This window comes from Salmonella sp. SAL04202, assembly GCF_046550775.1.
Lineage (GTDB): Bacteria > Pseudomonadota > Gammaproteobacteria > Enterobacterales > Enterobacteriaceae > Salmonella > Salmonella enterica.
Genome location: NZ_JBGDXK010000001.1, coordinates 746,131 through 763,426, shown reverse-complemented (window position 1 = coordinate 763,426; position 17,296 = coordinate 746,131). Strand labels below are relative to the sequence as shown.

13 protein-coding genes are annotated in these 17,296 nt (G+C 55.0%); 1 reads left to right on the top strand and 12 read right to left on the bottom strand.

Translation table 11 applies throughout. The annotated features are described in order from the left end of the window. Positions 1 to 19: 19 nt before the first annotated feature. From ACLJQJ_RS03790 to cmoM, 6 genes are all read right to left on the bottom strand, one after another. Complete coding sequence (locus tag ACLJQJ_RS03790) at positions 20 to 568, bottom strand: YcbK family protein (protein ID WP_000357052.1); 549 nt, start codon at positions 566 to 568, stop codon at positions 20 to 22. A 259-nt stretch (positions 569 to 827) separates the two neighbouring features. Further along, complete coding sequence (ldtD, locus tag ACLJQJ_RS03785) at positions 828 to 2,675, bottom strand: L,D-transpeptidase (protein WP_063809331.1); 1,848 nt, start codon at positions 2,673 to 2,675, stop codon at positions 828 to 830. Between the two features lie 344 nt (positions 2,676 to 3,019). After that, on the bottom strand, positions 3,020 to 7,486 hold the full coding sequence (gene mukB / locus ACLJQJ_RS03780) for a chromosome partition protein MukB (protein ID WP_000572743.1): 4,467 nt from the start codon (positions 7,484 to 7,486) through the stop codon (positions 3,020 to 3,022). After that, the gene (mukE, locus tag ACLJQJ_RS03775) at positions 7,486 to 8,190 is read right to left on the bottom strand and encodes a chromosome partition protein MukE (protein WP_000060025.1); all 705 of its coding nucleotides are present in this window, start codon (positions 8,188 to 8,190) and stop codon (positions 7,486 to 7,488) included. The genes mukB and mukE overlap by 1 nt, the downstream gene beginning before the upstream one ends. Then, a complete protein-coding gene (gene mukF, locus ACLJQJ_RS03770) occupies positions 8,171 to 9,493 on the bottom strand; it encodes a chromosome partition protein MukF (protein ID WP_063809332.1) in 1,323 nt (440 codons plus the stop codon). The genes mukE and mukF overlap by 20 nt, the downstream gene beginning before the upstream one ends. Further along, positions 9,486 to 10,289 (bottom strand): tRNA uridine 5-oxyacetic acid(34) methyltransferase CmoM, encoded by an 804-nt coding sequence (gene cmoM, locus ACLJQJ_RS03765; protein WP_001154025.1) that lies wholly within the window; start codon positions 10,287 to 10,289, stop codon positions 9,486 to 9,488. The genes mukF and cmoM overlap by 8 nt, the downstream gene beginning before the upstream one ends. Before the next feature lie 135 nt (positions 10,290 to 10,424). Between cmoM and elyC the strand changes: the two genes are divergently transcribed. Then, on the top strand, positions 10,425 to 11,201 hold the full coding sequence (elyC, locus tag ACLJQJ_RS03760; RefSeq protein ID WP_000899551.1) for an envelope biogenesis factor ElyC: 777 nt from the start codon (positions 10,425 to 10,427) through the stop codon (positions 11,199 to 11,201). Here elyC and ACLJQJ_RS03755 read toward each other — a convergent pair. From ACLJQJ_RS03755 to msbA, 6 genes are all read right to left on the bottom strand, one after another. Beyond that, positions 11,181 to 12,074 carry a YcbJ family phosphotransferase gene (locus ACLJQJ_RS03755; RefSeq protein WP_000436894.1) on the bottom strand — a complete coding sequence of 298 codons (894 nt, stop codon included), beginning with the start codon at positions 12,072 to 12,074 and terminating at the stop codon, positions 11,181 to 11,183. The two genes, elyC and ACLJQJ_RS03755, sit on opposite strands and share 21 nt — an antisense overlap. A gap of 210 nt (positions 12,075 to 12,284) precedes the next feature. After that, positions 12,285 to 13,031: a 3-deoxy-manno-octulosonate cytidylyltransferase gene (gene kdsB, locus ACLJQJ_RS03750; RefSeq protein WP_000011576.1), complete on the bottom strand. Its 747-nt coding sequence runs from the start codon at positions 13,029 to 13,031 to the stop codon at positions 12,285 to 12,287. Further along, on the bottom strand, positions 13,028 to 13,210 hold the full coding sequence (gene ycaR, locus ACLJQJ_RS03745; protein WP_000350061.1) for a protein YcaR: 183 nt from the start codon (positions 13,208 to 13,210) through the stop codon (positions 13,028 to 13,030). The genes kdsB and ycaR overlap by 4 nt, the downstream gene beginning before the upstream one ends. A 51-nt stretch (positions 13,211 to 13,261) precedes the next feature. Continuing rightward, positions 13,262 to 14,494, bottom strand: coding sequence for a winged helix-turn-helix domain-containing protein (locus ACLJQJ_RS03740; RefSeq protein WP_410967644.1), 1,233 nt, complete (start codon positions 14,492 to 14,494; stop codon positions 13,262 to 13,264). Positions 14,495 to 14,537: 43 nt separating this feature from the next. Further along, a complete protein-coding gene (gene lpxK, locus ACLJQJ_RS03735) occupies positions 14,538 to 15,515 on the bottom strand; it encodes a tetraacyldisaccharide 4'-kinase (RefSeq protein WP_023231946.1) in 978 nt (325 codons plus the stop codon). Then, complete coding sequence (msbA, locus tag ACLJQJ_RS03730) at positions 15,512 to 17,260, bottom strand: lipid A ABC transporter ATP-binding protein/permease MsbA (RefSeq protein ID WP_000551246.1); 1,749 nt, start codon at positions 17,258 to 17,260, stop codon at positions 15,512 to 15,514. The genes lpxK and msbA overlap by 4 nt, the downstream gene beginning before the upstream one ends. Positions 17,261 to 17,296 lie beyond the last annotated feature (36 nt).

Below are 17,296 nucleotides of genomic sequence, written 5' to 3'. Positions count from 1 at the left end.
TTTGATTAAGCCTCGCTGATTACCAGTGCCGCGCCGGCCCGGTATCAATATGCACAAAGTTACTACGTGGGTAATATCCTACACCACCTGCGCGCATAGATAACGCCGCTTTGCGAATATTGCTCAGCGCCACGCCTTCAATATGAAAATCCATCGCCTGCCCTTTTGTATGGTAGCTTTTTTTCGCTACGCCGCTGCTACGGGCGCGTAATTCATTATTGGTATCAAGAGAACGGTAGCCTGAGATGAGCTGCACAGGTTTACGCGTCCCTAACAGCCCCTGAAGTCGGTAAAGTTGGTCAAACAGGCGGGGATCGATTGATCGGACTTTATTCGCGCGATAGTCACGGAAAAAATGGTTTAACTTTGCTAATTCATCCTGAATGTAGGCTCTTCCATCGAAAAACTCCGCCTTGATTGACTCTCCGGTATGGAGATTGTTTAACGTCAAAATGCGCGGGCGTGGGGTCGAGAGTGTGGCAAACGCTGGCGCGGGCAGGATGGCGGCGCCGAGAGCGACACCACCAAGCGCCAGCAGCTTGCGGCGATTAGCGTCAAATTTGTCCATGATAATCAGGTCTACAGGTCAATGTTATCGTTAATACACTTCTACCTTTAAGCAGACATGATACCGGCTGGCACAGACTTCTGAACGGCCCGGTCGACTTAAAGGTTGTTGTATATGCACTTCTGGCGCACGAAAGGCACCTTAACTGCCGATAAAGCCCGCGTCAAGATGGCCCTCCCCCAGCCACAACGGGGGTCTACAGCGAAACGCCCCGTTGAAGCCAAACATTAGGACAACATATTTACCAGAACTTCTTCATTTACCTGATTAATTGTTCAACCTTTGGCACAATTTGTGCGCTGGATCGCGCTGTGAGATCGTAATTGTAAATATCTGTACGATATTGCATACGTCCATCTGCGCCGACAAACGCGGTCAGATAGTAAAGATTTACTGGAATGTTCTGCCGGATATTGACATACCGCGTGTCGCCTTGCTTCAGGGCGCCAGAGATCCGCGCATCGTTCCAGCCAGCATCCTGCAAGAGCATATTCGCCAGTTCAGAGGCCTTATTGACCCGCACGCAGCCGGAACTTAACGCCCTGGCGTCACGCTGAAAGAGAGTATGGTTAGGCGTATCGTGCAGATAGATCGCATCTGAACTCGGCATATTAAATTTATAACGCCCCAGCGAATTGTGCGCGCCTGGCGCCTGCTGGAAACGGAACGGAAGATTCGATGGCGTAATGGTGGCCCAGTCAACCTGCCACGGATCGATCGCTTCTTTGCTGTTCCAGCCGCGCATCACGGTGTAGCCATGGCGCTCCAGATAGCCTGGGTCATTCCACACCTTCGGTAAAATGTCTTTACGCGCAAGCGTGGGCGGAACGTTCCACGGCGGGTTCACCACCACATTATTCAGCGCGCTGCTCATCATCGGCGTTTTACGATCGGGACGCCCGACGATCACCCTTGAAGCCAGCACCTGGTTGCCATTCTGATAGTAGACCAGCGAATAAGCGGGAATGTTTACCATAATACCGGTAGAGAGTTCCGCTGGCAGCAGGCGTAAACGTTGGATATTCAGTGCCAGTACGCCTGCGCGTTGCGCGGGGGTCATATTAAGCCAGTTACGCGTCGCCGGGCCAATAACGCCATCCGCCCCCAGCCCTTGCCATGCCTGAAAACGCTTTACCGCCTCGACCAGCTCACGATCGTAGGCGCGTGCCGCCGGAGCCGACTTACTACGGCGGGTCGTTGGTTCGTCGACCGGCTGCGCCACCGATGTTTCGACTACCGCGGCGGAGGGGCTGACGACGGCACTATCAGCAGTGTTATCGCCGGGTAAGGCTATCTTTGGACCGCCATCCAGCATCCCCGTACGCTGTAATATTTCGCGCAGCGCAGGCACATCGTGACTCCATTGCCCCGGGCGCAGCGTCGCGGTATTGGCCAACTGCGGCCACGGGCGAGAGTCCGCCACCAGCTTCAGCAACGCGTCATGCATGGGCGCATACTGTGGATGCTGCGGCGCCAGGCTGGCGACAAACATCGGCAACTGGCCCTCTTCCAGCGCGATTTGCCACTGGTTAATCACCGAGACTGGCGGCGTCGCCAATGCGTAAGGTTTGTTGCTATATAACCAGCGCTGGCCTTTGACGGGGATATTCGCAATGAAATGGAGATAGCCCATCATGGCGTCTGACAACACAACATCGCGCGCCATACCATTTACGGCGGGATCGGTCAACAATGCCACCCAGGCGGTAAACTGCGGCTGGAATCCGGCAATCGCCACCTCCGCCAACTGTTGCTGGAAGGCTTTCACCGCATCGCGATTATCCCACATGGGCTTCATGTCGCGCGCGGCATACAGCAATGTCAGCTGGCTCATATAGACCGGCGTATAGCCGGAAGGAAGCTGCGACTGTAAATCAGCCCGGACTTTCTCGGCTGAAACGCCCTCCGGCAGCGGCTGAATCCCGGCCATAATCGCCGTCGCGGCGGATTGCTTCTGCGGCCCAGCCTGATCCGTCGCGGCAACGGCGCTATCGCCAGGTATCATTTCAGGCTCATCGGCCTGCGCATTGAACAGTGGAGCGAATGTTACGGCCAGGCATAAACTGATTGCCGACAGACAACGACCACACATCTTGTTAAGCAACATCCCTTGCCCCCTGTTTTCGTTATCATACTCCGCATGACTGTGCTGCCCGCAGCGCGGGTCAACCGCAACCAATGCTTTTGTTTAGTATGACGAGTCAGCCTGCTCACTCGTCAGGCTTAACTCCAGTATATAAAGTTCGTTACGTTTTTGCCTAACCTAATGTAAAGAAGTTTAAAGAAAATGCACTACCCGGAGAGATTTTTCAGATAAAGAAAAAGGCGGCTTTCGCCGCCCCAGGCTAATGATAAAACAGAACTTGTTGTGCCGGATGGCGGCGTAACCGACTTATCCGGCCTTGCCTGATAAGCGAGGCGCCATCAGGCACGTCATCGTTTCTGCCGTGTTTAACTCGCTTCTGAAGGCGTATCTTCCGTCTGCGTACCGGGAAGCGTTTCCGGAAGCTGCGGCGCAAAGCCACGCAGCCCGACAACATGAACATGCTCAGTATTCTGAAACACTTTACGCACCAGTTTATACGTCGTGCCCTTCTCCGGACTGATGTTTTCCGGCGCAGCGATGATGAGCTGCATCTGCAAACGTTCACATAGTTCAAACAGCGTGGCGATAGAGCGCGCATCCAGACGCGCCGCTTCATCGAGGAACAGCAGGCGACATGGCGAAATATCTTTCCCGCGCAGTCTGCGCGCTTCGTCTTCCCAGCTTTGCACCACCATCACCAGAATTGACATCCCGGTCCCGATAGCTTCCCCCGTTGATAGCGCGCCGGATTCCGCACGCAGCCAGCCGTCGGACCCACGGTTAACTTCAACTTCCATTTCCAGATAGTTACGGTAGTCCAGCAGCTCCTCGCCGATGGTCTGCGGCGTGCGTTGCCCCATATCGATCTGCGGATTCAGACGCTGGTACAGTTTCGCCAGCGCTTCGGAGAAGGTCAGACGATTGCTGTTAAACAGATCCTGGTGCTGCTCCTGCTGTTCTGAAAGCACATCCAGCAAGGTGGCATGCGTTTCACGCACGTTGACGTTTAACCGCACGCTATTCACCTGGCCAAACGAGACGCTTTGCAACCCCTGGTTCAGCATACGGATACGGTTCTGCTCACGCTGGATAGTCTTGCGGATAATGTTTGCCACGCTGCGGGAACTGATCGCCAGCTTTTGCTCACGCGATGTCAGCTCTTCCGTCAGACGGCTCAGCTCAATCTCCATTTGTTCAATGGCTTCAACCGGATCGTCGGTACGAATAATATCCTGACGAATACGTTCGCGCAGATGCTGGTAAACGGCCACAAAGAACTGGATTTTACGTTCCGGGCGTTTCGGATCTTCCGACAGACGCAATACGTCGCGCAGATGTTCGTTATCCGCGACGGCCAGGCGCAGCGCGCCCAACGCCTTATCCGACATGGAGCGCAGTTCATCCGCCGACAGATAAGCCAGCTCACGACGGTGCAGACGGCGTTCCACGCCATTGTCTTTCACCATCCGCATGACTGCGCACCAGCCGGCTTTCGCGGTCACAACCTGCTCGCGCATTTCATGATAATCGCGCTCCAGCTTGCGCAGCTTACGGGTCAGGTTCTCCATCTCCGCTTCGCAGAAGGTGAGCGCTTTCTCAAGCTGATTGCGACGCGAACGGTTATTGCTCAACTGGGCGTGCAGTTCATCGCGACGCTGGCGGGCGCGCTCTTCCGCCCCGCTGTCGGCGCGAACGCCAATATCCTGTAATTCGCGCTGCAAATCGTTAAGCAGCTCTTTTTTCGTGTCATAAGAGCTTTTTAGCGAGGCCAGAACCTGGCTGTACTGACTTAACTGCGCGGCATGGCTGCGCAACGCTTCGCGGGCGCGGGTACGCTCGGCTTCCGCCTGCTCCAGCCGCTGGCGCAGCTTTTCGTTGAGATCGCTGTTGCCGCTCAGCATTTCCGCCGAGTCGGAATAGCTGAAATGCGCCCGACGTTCGACGACTTCAGCCAGCGCAAAAGCCTGCTGGCGCGCGTCGCGCTGCATTTGCTGCGACCATGCATAGTCTTCTTTTAACTGCTCAAACTGTTCCGGATCGCTTTGCAGAACGGAAACCACCGGCTCCAGTTTGGCTAACTGGTTGCCATATTGCTGCACAAATCGCGCCGCTTCCTGCGCCTCATCCAACCGTTCCTGAATTTCATCGACCCGATCGGCCAGCGTTTCATCGGCCAATAAATTCAGCCGCGGCAGCAAACGGTTAAGCGCGGAAACGCCCTCTTTCGCCTGCTCAAACTGAAGGCGCTGCTGCTGGTTGTCGTTTTCATGCGTCGCCAGCGCGCGCTCCAGTTCGACGCGACGCCCGTTCAGTCGGCGAATTTCCGCTTCCGGATCATCCTCAAAGGCAACGGAAAGGTGGCTGCCGATAAAACGGCTGAACGCCTGGTGCAAACGCTGGGTTTTCTGCACGTCAAACGAGAGCGTGGCAAAGCGCTCGGAAAGCACTTCCCGTTCCGCATGGAGACTCTCAATACGGTTCTCGCGCGCCGCGCGGCCAAAAATAGGCAGCGATGGGAAACGCGAATAACGCCACTGACGGTCGGCAATTTTCACGACCACCGCCTTTTCCAGCTCGTCAACGCTGAATACGCTGTCATCAAAAGACTGCGGATCGCCTTCGATCAGGTACAGATCTTCCGGGCAGTCGGTCAGACCTTCAAGCTGTTCGGCTATTTGCGATAAATCCGGTACGACGATCGCATGGCGCGACGGGCCATACAGTGCGGAAAAGTACGGCGCATCTTCAAGGCTGACATCATCGTAGATTTCCGACAGCAGTACCCCGCCAAAACGCTCCGCCAGCGCATTCAAACGCTGGTCTTCCGCGCCGCCCGGCTGGCTTAAACGTTCGATCTCTTCATCAACCGCATTTTTACGCGCGCCCACTTCGTCGCGTTCGACAATGGCTTCGCGCTCACGCTCCAGTAGCTGTTGCAGGTATTCGGTCACTTCCTGGCTGGACGTAAACTCCTCGCCGCACTGTTCGCTAAGCTGGTTCAGGCTGTTTTGCGCCGCCAGCCAGACGGGCGCACGCCGCATCAGATGTTGAATACGCGACTGAAGCTGCTCCTGCTCCTGACGCAAGGCCATACGCTGTTCGCTGGCTGACGACACGCTATCAGACAAGGACGCGATGCGGGCTTCCAGCTCCTGATGCAGCGCTTCCAGTTCGTCAATATCAAAATTTTTGCCCTGTCGCTTACAGAACTCCGCCAGCAGACGTTCCGCCTCTTGCTGCTCGCGCAGCCGCTGTTCCAGTTCGCTCAGGCGCATCCGCAGCGGCTGTACCTGTTCCGCCAGATGACGCTGGTTCACACCGTCCCGTAACAGCTCGCGCGCCACGTCCCAGGCTTCGCTACGCGCCAGCGGGCCGTTGATCGCCGCTACCAGCTGATAAGCCTGCTCAAACTGGCTGTGCGCGGTTTGCGCCACGCTCATTTTTTGTTCCAACGACAGCAGTTTTTCCGTAGCTTCCTGCTCTTTTGCCTGGAAAGTATCCAGCCATTCGGCGGCGCTTTCCGGCGTTAGATCAGGCAGATGGCAAAGTTCTTTAGCGCGGGCGAGCGCTGATATCGCCTGGTTATACTGAATCGCGCGCGTTTGCTGTACATCCAGCGCCTGCTGGTAATCCGCAAGCTGGCTTTTGAGTTCATCGACTTCCAGCTCGGCGGCTTCGGCACGCGCTTCATTTTCGTCCTGCATTTCGGCGGCTTCCGCCACCACTTCATTTTGCTCTTCGAGTCGAATCTGCAGCTCTTCAAGATCCGCTTCGTAGCGTTCAATTTTTTCCTGCTGGCGCAGCGCGGTTTGCACCAGATTCAGGTGATCGCTCGCCGCCTGGTAATCCGCTTCAAGAGAACCTTCGGCGCCGTTATGTTCGCCCAACTCACGGGCCATATCGACGTGCTTGTACTGCTCCGCCGCCAGTTGTTTGCGCGATGTGTACAGTTCGCGTCGAAACGCCAACGCCTGATCAAGGTGAACCCGACGCTCATTAGCGTGACGCATATAATCCGCCGCCACATAATCGGTGGCTTCGCTGATCAAATGCTTAAACAGATCGCGATCGGATTGGGTAACACGAATCGCTTCCAGCGTGAGTCGGTTCTCGCGCAGCGCCGCTTCCATATCCTGGAATGCCTTGCGCACGCCACTGTTTTCCGGCAATAAATAATCGCGTAGCGACCGGGTAATGGCGCTGGAGATCCCGCCGTACAGCGAGGCCTCTATCAAACGATAGAATTTACTACGATCGGAGGCGGAACGCAGACGACGGGCGATAATCCCTAAGTCAAACATCAGTGAATGATAATCGGTGATGGAGTTAAACTGCTTAAACTGCACGCCTTCCATCTCGTCAAGCTTGTCTTTCAGCTCAGCAAGCGACAGTACGCGCGCCTGACGTTCATTTAATGTCTCCGTCACCAGTTGTGTCGGCTGTACCGACATCGGCAGCCCCTGGATAGCGAACGGTTTGATGTCCACTTTGCGATCGCGCCCAGCGACCTGCTGCAGACGCACGCCGACCACCACCCGCTGATGGCGGGAATTAATGGTGTCGAGCATGGAGTAACAGACGCCCGCCTTCAGCTTACCGTGCAGACCTTTATCGCGCGAACCGCTGGTGGCGCCGGCTTCCGTGGTGTTACGAAAGTGCAGTAATGTGAGATCCGGGATCAGCGCCGTGACGAACGCCGCCATCGTCGTGGATTTCCCGGCGCCGTTGCCCCCGGATAACGTCGTGACCAGTTCATCCAGGTCAAAAGTGCGGGCAAAAAAACCGTTCCAGTTAATCAGCGTTAGCGAGCGAAATTTACCGCGTTCAATCATTATTCTTCCTCTCCACTGTCCGGCTGACTCTCTTCGGTCTCATCATTAAGTTGCAGATGGTTTTCAATGGGCATCGCTTCCCCGTCGCGGATGAGACGACGCTGCGCCTCGCGAGGATCGTCGCCGGCGCGGACATCCGCGCCAAAGCGGAAGACCGATTCGGTAATGCGGAATTTGCTGCTGTCGTGGCCCATAAACCATACCATGCCCAAACGACGCAGGCGGTTTAAAGAAGAACGCACCTTTTCCTGCAGTTTCTGACGATCAACGTCAGATCCCGTCGAGCGGTTATTCACCAGCTTTAGCAGTTTGGCTTCGTCCGCAAGGGTAAGCAGCTCGTCATACAACTCTTGCTGAGTAAATATCCCTTCGTTGGCCAGACGCTCCGGGCTAAGATAGAGGTAGCAGAGAATTTTACCGACCATCATATCCAGTTCGGATAACACCGAGCGCGGGATAAGCGTGGTAGAACGCGGACGCAGGTAGAAGAACCCCTCCGGCGCGCGAATCAGCTCCACGTTATAACGCGCGTAAAACTCTTCCAGGTATTCCTGAAAATCCATCAGAAAGGCATGATTATCCAGTTCGTCCAGCCCAATGTGGCGGCCCGAACGTAATGCGCTATCCAGCGCCGGAAATAACGGATTCGCCAGCGCCTGCGCCAGCTTAACCGGCATCACTTGTTCAATATTTGTCAATGACATGCGCCTGTACCTTGGCTCCGTAATCATTAATCGGCTGCCATTTGGCTGGCAGTCCGGTGAAATCTGCTTGCGCTACGCCAAGACGTACCGCTTGATCGATAACAATACGCGCCACGTCGAAATGACGCACGCGCGGGTATTGCGCCAGATACTCGCGCACCACCAGCCCAAGATCCAGTGGCGTTTGTCTGGTTTTGTAGATAGCCAGCTGTTCTTCAATGATGGCCGCTAACTGCTCGCGGATCTCGTTAAACTCTTCATATTCCAGATCCGGCGGCAACTCCCCGGTGACTTCATCGTCACGCAACGCCATCTCTTCATCGCGCATATCCAGCAGACGATCGGCATTCGCGTAGGTTAGCGCCCACGGATCGTCAAAATAAGTCTGTACGGACTGGCGCAACCGCTGGGCGAAGACACGGTTTTTATCCATATCGATCGCGGTACGGATAAATTTATGCACGTGACGATCGTAACCGATCCATAAATCAATAGACTGCTGACCCCAACTGATAATGCGGTCGAGTTTACTTTGTAAGTCAAACACCAGCCTGTCGACAAAATGCAGATCGTCGTGCGTCATCGTGGCATCCTGAATGCGCAGCAGGTTAGCCTGCAGCTTATCGCCCGCCGCCTCCAACGTATCCTGCAACTCGCGCAGCGTACCGGACGTTTCGGAAAGCAGCAGTTCACAGCTGGAAATCGCCGCCCGCCAGTCTTTATTCAGCAGTTGTGCGATATCATCTTTCACCTGCTGCTGCTGTTCATCCATGATGCGCTGGGTGAGATCGATACTGTCGAAAATCTCCGCCACCGAATATTTCAATGGCGCGTAAACATTGCGATGCCAGTGGAACTCATCGCCACCCTCCGCTGCCGCATCCGCCGCGCGCTTCAATTCGCCGGCCACAATCGACAACTGCATAGAAAGACGCAGCGTAGAGAATTCGCGTTGACGAATGTAGTAATCGGTGATGCCAATCCCGAGCGGGGTTAATCGGTAAATCGCATTGCCTTCCGCCTGCTCGCTGGTAAAGCGGTTCAGCAGACGTTGACGCACCATATCGTTAATCGCGTTGTTCGCGCGCACGCCGATGGTTTCGCTGGTTTGCTCAAACGCATCACTCACATGGCGGAATGCATCCACCAGCTCGCCTTCACTCATCTCGCCGTCAAGGCGTTCGCCGTTCAACGTGGCGACCGCCAGCAGAAAGGAAAGCCTGTCTACCGGCAGCGAGATGGAAAAGTCGTTTTTTCTGGCCCAGGCAACCAGTTCGGGGACTGTCTGGGAAAATTCACTCATAGGTTATCCTTGCATCTGCGGCTAGCGCCGGGCTTTTAATCGCGGTGACATGAATGTAGCGCCCAAGGCTAATATACGGCTCCTGGCGGCAATAACGCGTTTCCAGTTCGACCAGGGTCTCATAACAGTCACGCTGCTGGTGTTTTTCACGCAGATAATCATGAAACACACGCACGCCGGTTTTACCGGTAATCTGCCAGCCAATCGCCTCCAGCCACTGGTACACCTGCGCGGGGTCGCGCGGGTAGTCAGGCGACAGCGTGCGCTTCTTGCGTTTAGGCATCCCCGCCTGCACGTAGTCAAAATTACCCGCCACCATATTGTGCATCAGCAAACCGTTAGCGTTATAGAACATCAACGACAGCGCGCCGCCAGGGCGCAATACTGACCAGAGCGTTTCTAATACGCCGACAGGATCGGCTACCCACTCCAGCACAGCATGAAACAATATCAGATCAACCGGGCTTTCCAAATGCGAAGCGACGTCCTGAGCCGGGCATTGTATAAAATGCATGTCTTTGCTCACACCTTTTGCCTCGGCCGCCTGCCGCGCGCGGGCGATCATTTCGCCAGACAGATCGCATAACGTCACCTGATGGCCGCGTTCCGCCATCTTAATCGCCGTTTGCCCTTCGCCGCCGCCGGCATCCAGTACCCGCAGTTTCCGCCCGCCAATCTCCTCCAGCACGCGATCCAGGTCTTGCCACAGAATGGCTTGCCGCAGTTGCCCTTTGGTCGTGCCGTAAATGTTACGGGAAAACTTTTCAGCAATGTCATCAAAATTGCGATCCTGCATCGGACTCTCCACAGGCTGGCTCAGGCGTTATCTGATAAAACCGCTATTTTGTCACAGCCGCGGCGAGAATGAACCTGTCTGGTGTAATATCACCGTTAATCCTCCGCTATATGGTTAAAAAAGGAACCAAAAAGGATGCTTTTTACGCTAAAGAAAGTGATTGGCGGTATGTTATTGCCGCTTCCGCTGATGTTGCTGATCATTGGCGTCGGCCTGGCGCTGCTCTGGTTTAGCCGCTTTCAGAAGACCGGAAAAGTATTTATCAGCGTAGGTTGGCTGGCGCTATTGCTATTAAGCCTGCAACCTGTTTCCGACCATTTGCTGCGTCCGATTGAAAACCGCTACCCTACCTGGCAGGGTCCGCAAAAGGTGGAATATATTGTGGTTCTCGGCGGCGGCTATACCTGGAACCCGCAGTGGGCGCCGAGCTCTAATTTAATTAACAACAGCTTGCCGCGGCTGGCGGAAGGCATCCGGCTGTGGCGCGCGAATCCGGGAGCAAAGCTGATTTTTACCGGCGGCGTAGCAAAAACCAATACGGTAAGCACGGCGGAAGTCGGTGCGCGGGTGGCGCAGTCGCTGGGCGTACCGCGTAGCGATATTATTACGCTGGATAAGCCAAAAGATACGGAAGAAGAAGCCGTCGCCGTTAAGCAGGCCATCGGCGACGCCCCTTTCTTGTTGGTAACCTCCGCCTCGCATTTGCCGCGTGCGATGATTTTCTTTCAGCATGCCGGGCTGAATCCGCTTCCCGCGCCGGCGAATCAGTTGGCGATCGATTCGCCGCTCAATCCCTGGGAGCGGGCAATTCCGTCCCCGGTCTGGCTGATGCACAGCGATCGCGCTGGGTATGAAACATTAGGGCGACTTTGGCAATGGCTGAAAGGCATATCAGGCAAGCCAGGGGAGTAATGATTTCGCCGCCAGATCAAAATTGGTACGGTTAAAACGTCCGGTATTGACCAATTGCGCAACCTCGTCCCACAGCACATAGAGCCAACGCCGCCAGATGAAGGACTCCGCCACTGGCGCGCGTTGCAGATAATGCCAAAGCAATCCCTCCGCCAATGGATTATCCATCAGGCGAAACAGTTCGAACTCTCTCGGCGCCCACAGCATCAGCCCGGGGCCGACCATCGCCAGAAGCTGATCGCTACGGGCGTCTTTAAGCATACTGCGCAGGCAGAAGTTGCCATGCACCAGTACGCAGTTGTCGTTAAACCCTTCAAATAACGAAGGAAGACATTCTCTGGTACGAAACAGAATGCGTCTATCCTGCATCGTCAGACCGGTATTGCTGAACTGATTTAGCGTCGTCCACAGCACCTCCACCCGCTGACGATACCAGGAAGGCCAGATATTCTCCTGAGTATGGTCTACGGCGCCAACGCAACCGCGGCTATCCTGCCGATGCCAGGCTAACAGCCCTTCGACAATCTGATCTTTTAGCTGTTCCCAGCGTTCCGGAGTGCGCGCCGGCGCCTCGACCGGCACACCGCGCAGTCGTTCCAGTAGCAGCACATCCGGACCAGGATGCTCTTCATGCGTCAATACGCCATAGATTACCGGCATCCTCACCGTACCGCTACGCGCCAGCATTGAGGTTTTCCATGCCAGTTGCTGCGCAACGCCGGGAGTGGTAAAGCTTCGCGCCATCAGCGGCATCGGATTTCCCTGGCTGTCATATAATGACCACAATGCGGAATCCGCTTTCTCATTCACGCACTCTATACGGCTAAGTTTTTCACCCAACAAATGACTGAGTTCGGCCCGCAACTGTTCCATTCCAGATTACCCCCATTAGTGCTACTGCTTTAATAATGAGCGTCGTATGGACAGATGTCACCCGTATCAGATCAAGGGAAGAAAAGAAAAATGAGGAAAATCGTAACGGTACGAGAAAGCCGCCACTGATGAGCAGACGTGAGTATTCATCTTTGCGCTATCATACCGCGCTGTTCATGACCGTCTAAGACGATCATGAACAGGATCATGTTAACGCATTTCAGCGCGTACGCGCTCCAGGTCGTCGGCGGTGTCTACGCCCGTGCCGGGCACCGCTTTGGCGACGGCGACATGAATTTTTTCGCCGTACCACAGCACACGGAGTTGCTCCAGCATTTCAATATGTTCCAGCGGGCTGGGTTGCCAGCTCACGTAACGGCGGATAAATCCCGCGCGATAGCCATAAATGCCCAGGTGACGAAGGCAAGTATCCCCTACCGTTTCCAGACTTTTTGCAAAGCGGTCGCGATCCCAGGGAATCGTCGCCCGGGAAAAGTAAAGCGCATAGCCTTCAGCATCCAGCACGACTTTTACCGCATTCGGGTTAAACGCTTCTTCGGCGCTGTGAATCGGCACCGCCAGCGTCGCCATGCCAACCTGGCGCTGCGCCAGATTTTCCGCTACCTGGCGAATAATAACCGCCGGGATCATCGGCTCATCGCCCTGAACGTTCACAATAACGGTATCGTCGCTGAATCCGCACTTCTCTACCACTTCCGCCAACCGTTCGGTGCCGGACTGGTGATCGGCGCGCGTCATGCACACTTCGCCGCCAGCCGCTTCTACCGCACGAGCCACGTCTTCATGATCGGTCGCGACAATAATGCGTTCCGCGCCAGATTCGCGCGCCCGCTCCAGGACATGAACAATCATGGGCTTACCATTAATATCCACTAATGGTTTGCCTGGCAGTCGGGTAGATGAAAAACGGGCCGGAATGATGACGACGAAACTCATGATTTACTCTCATCAGATGTCAGGGCGCGAGCTTCATTTTCCAGCAATACAGGAATGCCGTCGCGTAACGGGAAAGCGAGATTATCCAGTTTGCAAATTAATTCTTGCTGTTCCTGGTTATACCAGAGTTTGCCGTTACATACCGGGCAGGCGATGATTTCAAGCAGACGATGATCCATAGTTCCTCCAGATGGACCGGATTGTGAATCCTTCAATATTAACATAATCGGTTAGGGTGCAGGGTCTATTTCCCAGCCATGACGCATGGCGCTAAACAGGCCTGGCGGACATTGTCCCAGCGTCACGCGCGATACCCGTTGCCAGGCAGCAAACGCGCTAATCGCCTGCCAGATTCCTTTTTGCAGACTAACGCTAGGGCGAATATCGTCCTCCAGATACAGCGAGATAACCTCAAGCACCCCCGTTTTACGGTGCATTTTGGCATCCATTCGCCCGACTAAACGGCCCTGGTATAATAGCGGCAGCACAAAATAACCGTACTGGCGCTTCGCCGCAGGCGTATAACATTCCAGCCGATAGTTAAATCCGAAAAGCTGCGCTGCCCGCTTGCGATCCCATACCACAGGATCGAAAGGCGACAGCACTGCGCTATGGGTCGCCTTTAAGGCGTTATTCAGCGCCGGTTCCAGCTGCGAAAGAAGATCGGCATGAAGCCACATCCGCCCCAACGTTTCCACCTCGACCGGAATAATCTGCTGCTGTTCCGCCCGGCTCTCCCGCCATCCCTTAAGGTCAGGACGTTTCAGGCGGTAGTAATCCGCCAGCCACTGTTCACGGAAAATCCCCAGACTGCGCGCGCTATTATCCAGCATCAGGCTTTCCGCCTGCGGCTGTGACAGTCCATCGCGTTCATCATCCCAGTGCGGCATCACACGGGGCGTTAAATCATATACACGTTGAAAATTACGCCGCTCAACAACCATGACTTTTCCGGCGGTAAATAAACCCTCAAGGTGGCGTTTATGTGGTTTCCATTCCCACCAGCCGCTGACGCCTTTCCGCGCATGTTCAAAATCGGCAGAACGCACTGGACCGTGCTCCTGAATATGCCGCACTAGCTGTTCTATTTCTTCCGCGTGCTCATGCATCCATGCCGCGCGATATTTCCAGCCCATCTTTTCCGGCGACAGCATACGATGGCGGATAAGTTTAAAGTCGCGGCGTGGTAAGAAACAGGCCTCATGCGCCCAGTATTCCATTAACTCGCCGCGTCGCAGCGCCTCATCCAGCCAGGCCTGCGGGTACGAACCGAGACGGCTAAACAGCACCAGATAGGGGCTACGTGCGACAACATTGATGGTATCAATTTGCAGCAACGCCATGCGTGAGATGGCGGCAAGAACATCGCCAGGCAGCGCGTTACGGCGCGGCTTTTTCAATAGCCCCTGCGCAGCAAGGTGAAGACAACGGGCCTGGGAAAGAGAAAGGTACGGCAATGACATTCATGACTCCATAAATTCATCACTGCCGCTGCATTGGGGGACGCTAGCGAACCAGCGAGGTGATATGTTGAAGCAACTTATCAGGCTGCTCACCGGACAAACGCGCATCAACCGGTAAGAACCACCAGTTATCTTCGGCAAAAGCACGGCATTTCACCGCGTCTTTTTCCGTCATTACCAGGGTCTGCCCTTCACCGACCAACTCCTGAACGTCAGCAGGGGCGAGCGTTTGATGATCGGCCAGCGGGACGCACTTTTGCGGATGCGCGCCACAGGCTTCCAGCGTGGCGAAAAAGCGCGGCGGATGACCGATGCCCGCCATCGCCACAATATTGCTCAGTTGCGCCACATCGCAACGCGCTCCCGTACGTAAGTTCACCGCCAGTCCAGGCGCTAGCTGCATGGGGATTTCGCCCGCCCGGGCGACGCCGCCATTGACGATAGCGGCGTCTACGGTTTTCAGGCGACTGGCGCGTTCGCGCATAGGACCGGCAGGAAGCCACCAGCCGTTGCCAAAACGGCGCACGCCGTCAATCACCACAATTTCAATATCTCGCGCGAGTCGGTAATGCTGCAACCCATCGTCGGTGATAATAATCTGCACATTATGCGCCGCCAGAATCGCTTTCACCGCCGCGGCGCGTTCAGGCGCTACCGCGACAGGCGCGCCGGTCCGTTGATAAATCAATACCGGTTCATCTCCCGCTTCTGCGGTTGTCGTCTCCGGCGTCAGGAGCAGCGGATAAGCGGCAGCTTTCCCGCCGTAGCCGCGGGAAACGACCCCCACGCGCACGCCACGCTGTTGCAGCTTTTCCACCAGCCAAATGACTACGGGTGTTTTACCGTTACCGCCAGCCGTAAGATTCCCTACCACAACCACCGGTACCGGCGCTCGCCAGGCGCGTTTAAAACCAAGCTTATAGCTCAGACGAATCGCCCCGCTCACCAGGCCATACAGCCAGGAGAGCGGCAACAGTAACCGCCATAGCGGGGATTCACCCGACCAGATACGCGCAATCATTGGCCAAATTGCATCTTATGTAGCTGGGCGTAAACGCCGTGTTGCGCCAGCAGCTCGCTATGAGTGCCGCGCTCAACGATAATACCGTCTTCGACTACAACGATCTCATCCGCCTGTTCGATGGTGGAGAGACGGTGCGCAATCACCAGAGAGGTACGGTTTTTCTGCAGCTCATCCAACGCTGCCTGAATCGCACGTTCAGATTCGGTATCCAGCGCGGACGTAGCTTCATCAAGGATCAGAATCGGGCTGTCGCGCAGTAAGGCGCGGGCGATCGCGATACGCTGGCGCTGACCGCCGGAAAGCAGTACGCCGTTTTCGCCGATGATGGTATCCAGGCCATTATCCATCTTGTTGATAAAGTCCATGGCATAGGCCATGCGCGCCGCCTCTTCAATCTGCTCGCGGCTGTATTCTTCCGTCCGGGCATAAGCAATGTTATTGGCGACCGTGTCGTTAAACAGATGCACGTTTTGCGAAACCAGCGCCACCTGATTACGTAGAGAGGCCAGAGTGTATTCGCGTAGATCGTGACCATCCATCAGGATGTGTCCTTCATCAATATCGTAGAAACGGGTGATCAGACTGGCGATAGTTGATTTACCCGATCCGGAACGCCCCACCAGCGCCACGGTTTTCCCGGCAGGAATTTTCAAATTGATGTTACGCAATGCCGGCACTTCACGGCCCGGGTAAGTAAACGTCACATTGCGGAATTCGAGATCGCCGGTCGCGCGGTCAATGACACGTTTACCTTCATCTTTCTCCTGTTCGCTGTCCAGAATCGCAAACAACGTCTGACAAGCCGCCATCCCACGCTGGAACTGCGCGTTAACGTTTGTCAGCGATTTTAATGGACGCATCAGCGCGATCATGGAGGAGAACACCACGGTGATGGTCCCAGCCGTCAGGCTATCCATTACGCTTGGGAAGCTCGCAGCATAGAGGACAAACGCCAGCGCCAGCGAGGCAATGAGCTGAATGATAGGATCGGAAATTGACGAGGCAGAGACCATTTTCATGCCTTGCAGTCGCATCTTATTGCTGACTTTATCAAAGCGTTTAGTTTCGACTTCCTGACCGCCAAAAATCAGTACCTCTTTGTGTCCTTTCAGCATTTGTTCAGCGCTGGTAGTCACTTGTCCCATCGTGTTCTGCATATTTTTACTGATGCTGCGGAACCGCTTTGAGACAACGCGAATTGCAATCGACACAATCGGCGCTAAAACAACCAGGATGATCGACAGCTGCCAGCTGTAATAGAACATCATGATAAACAATCCGATGATCGATGCCCCTTCACGCACCACGGTAATCAGCGCGCCAGATGAAGAAGAGGCAACCTGTTCTGAATCGTATGTAATACGCGACAGCAGCGTACCGGTAGACTGTTTATCAAAGAAAGCGACGGGCATTCCCATCATATGGCCAAACAGGCGACGGCGCATGGTCATTACCACCTTGCCTGACACCCATGAAATACAGTAGCTGGAGATATAGCTAGTGATGCCTCGTAATATCATCAGCCCAATAACCACCAGCGGCATCCACAGCAACACTGAGCGATCCGTTTTACCGAAACCATCATCCAGTAATGGCTTGAGGAGCGATAGCATGAAGGTATCGCTGGCTGCGTTGAGAATTAACGCTATGCCCGCCACGATCAGACCTGCTTTAAAAGGCGCTATGGTTGGCCACAGTCGGCGGAAGGTCTGCCACGTAGAGAGATCTTTATCGTTATGCATTCAAAAAACCAGCATTTGTTGAAATAGCCGCATATT

Bases quoted from the DNA above. Each gene is read 5' to 3' on its own strand.
- ACLJQJ_RS03790 (WP_000357052.1), bottom strand. From the start codon at position 568: ATGGACAAATTTGACGCTAATCGCCGCAAGCTGCTGGCGCTTGGTGGT.
- ldtD (WP_063809331.1), bottom strand. From the start codon at position 2,675: ATGTTGCTTAACAAGATGTGTGGTCGTTGTCTGTCGGCAATCAGTTTA.
- mukB (WP_000572743.1), bottom strand. From the start codon at position 7,486: ATGATTGAACGCGGTAAATTTCGCTCGCTAACGCTGATTAACTGGAAC.
- mukE (WP_000060025.1), bottom strand. From the start codon at position 8,190: ATGTCATTGACAAATATTGAACAAGTGATGCCGGTTAAGCTGGCGCAG.
- mukF (WP_063809332.1), bottom strand. From the start codon at position 9,493: ATGAGTGAATTTTCCCAGACAGTCCCCGAACTGGTTGCCTGGGCCAGA.
- cmoM (WP_001154025.1), bottom strand. From the start codon at position 10,289: ATGCAGGATCGCAATTTTGATGACATTGCTGAAAAGTTTTCCCGTAAC.
- elyC (WP_000899551.1), top strand. From the start codon at position 10,425: ATGCTTTTTACGCTAAAGAAAGTGATTGGCGGTATGTTATTGCCGCTT.
- ACLJQJ_RS03755 (WP_000436894.1), bottom strand. From the start codon at position 12,074: ATGGAACAGTTGCGGGCCGAACTCAGTCATTTGTTGGGTGAAAAACTT.
- kdsB (WP_000011576.1), bottom strand. From the start codon at position 13,031: ATGAGTTTCGTCGTCATCATTCCGGCCCGTTTTTCATCTACCCGACTG.
- ycaR (WP_000350061.1), bottom strand. From the start codon at position 13,210: ATGGATCATCGTCTGCTTGAAATCATCGCCTGCCCGGTATGTAACGGC.
- ACLJQJ_RS03740 (WP_410967644.1), bottom strand. From the start codon at position 14,494: ATGTCATTGCCGTACCTTTCTCTTTCCCAGGCCCGTTGTCTTCACCTT.
- lpxK (WP_023231946.1), bottom strand. From the start codon at position 15,515: ATGATTGCGCGTATCTGGTCGGGTGAATCCCCGCTATGGCGGTTACTG.
- msbA (WP_000551246.1), bottom strand. From the start codon at position 17,260: ATGCATAACGATAAAGATCTCTCTACGTGGCAGACCTTCCGCCGACTG.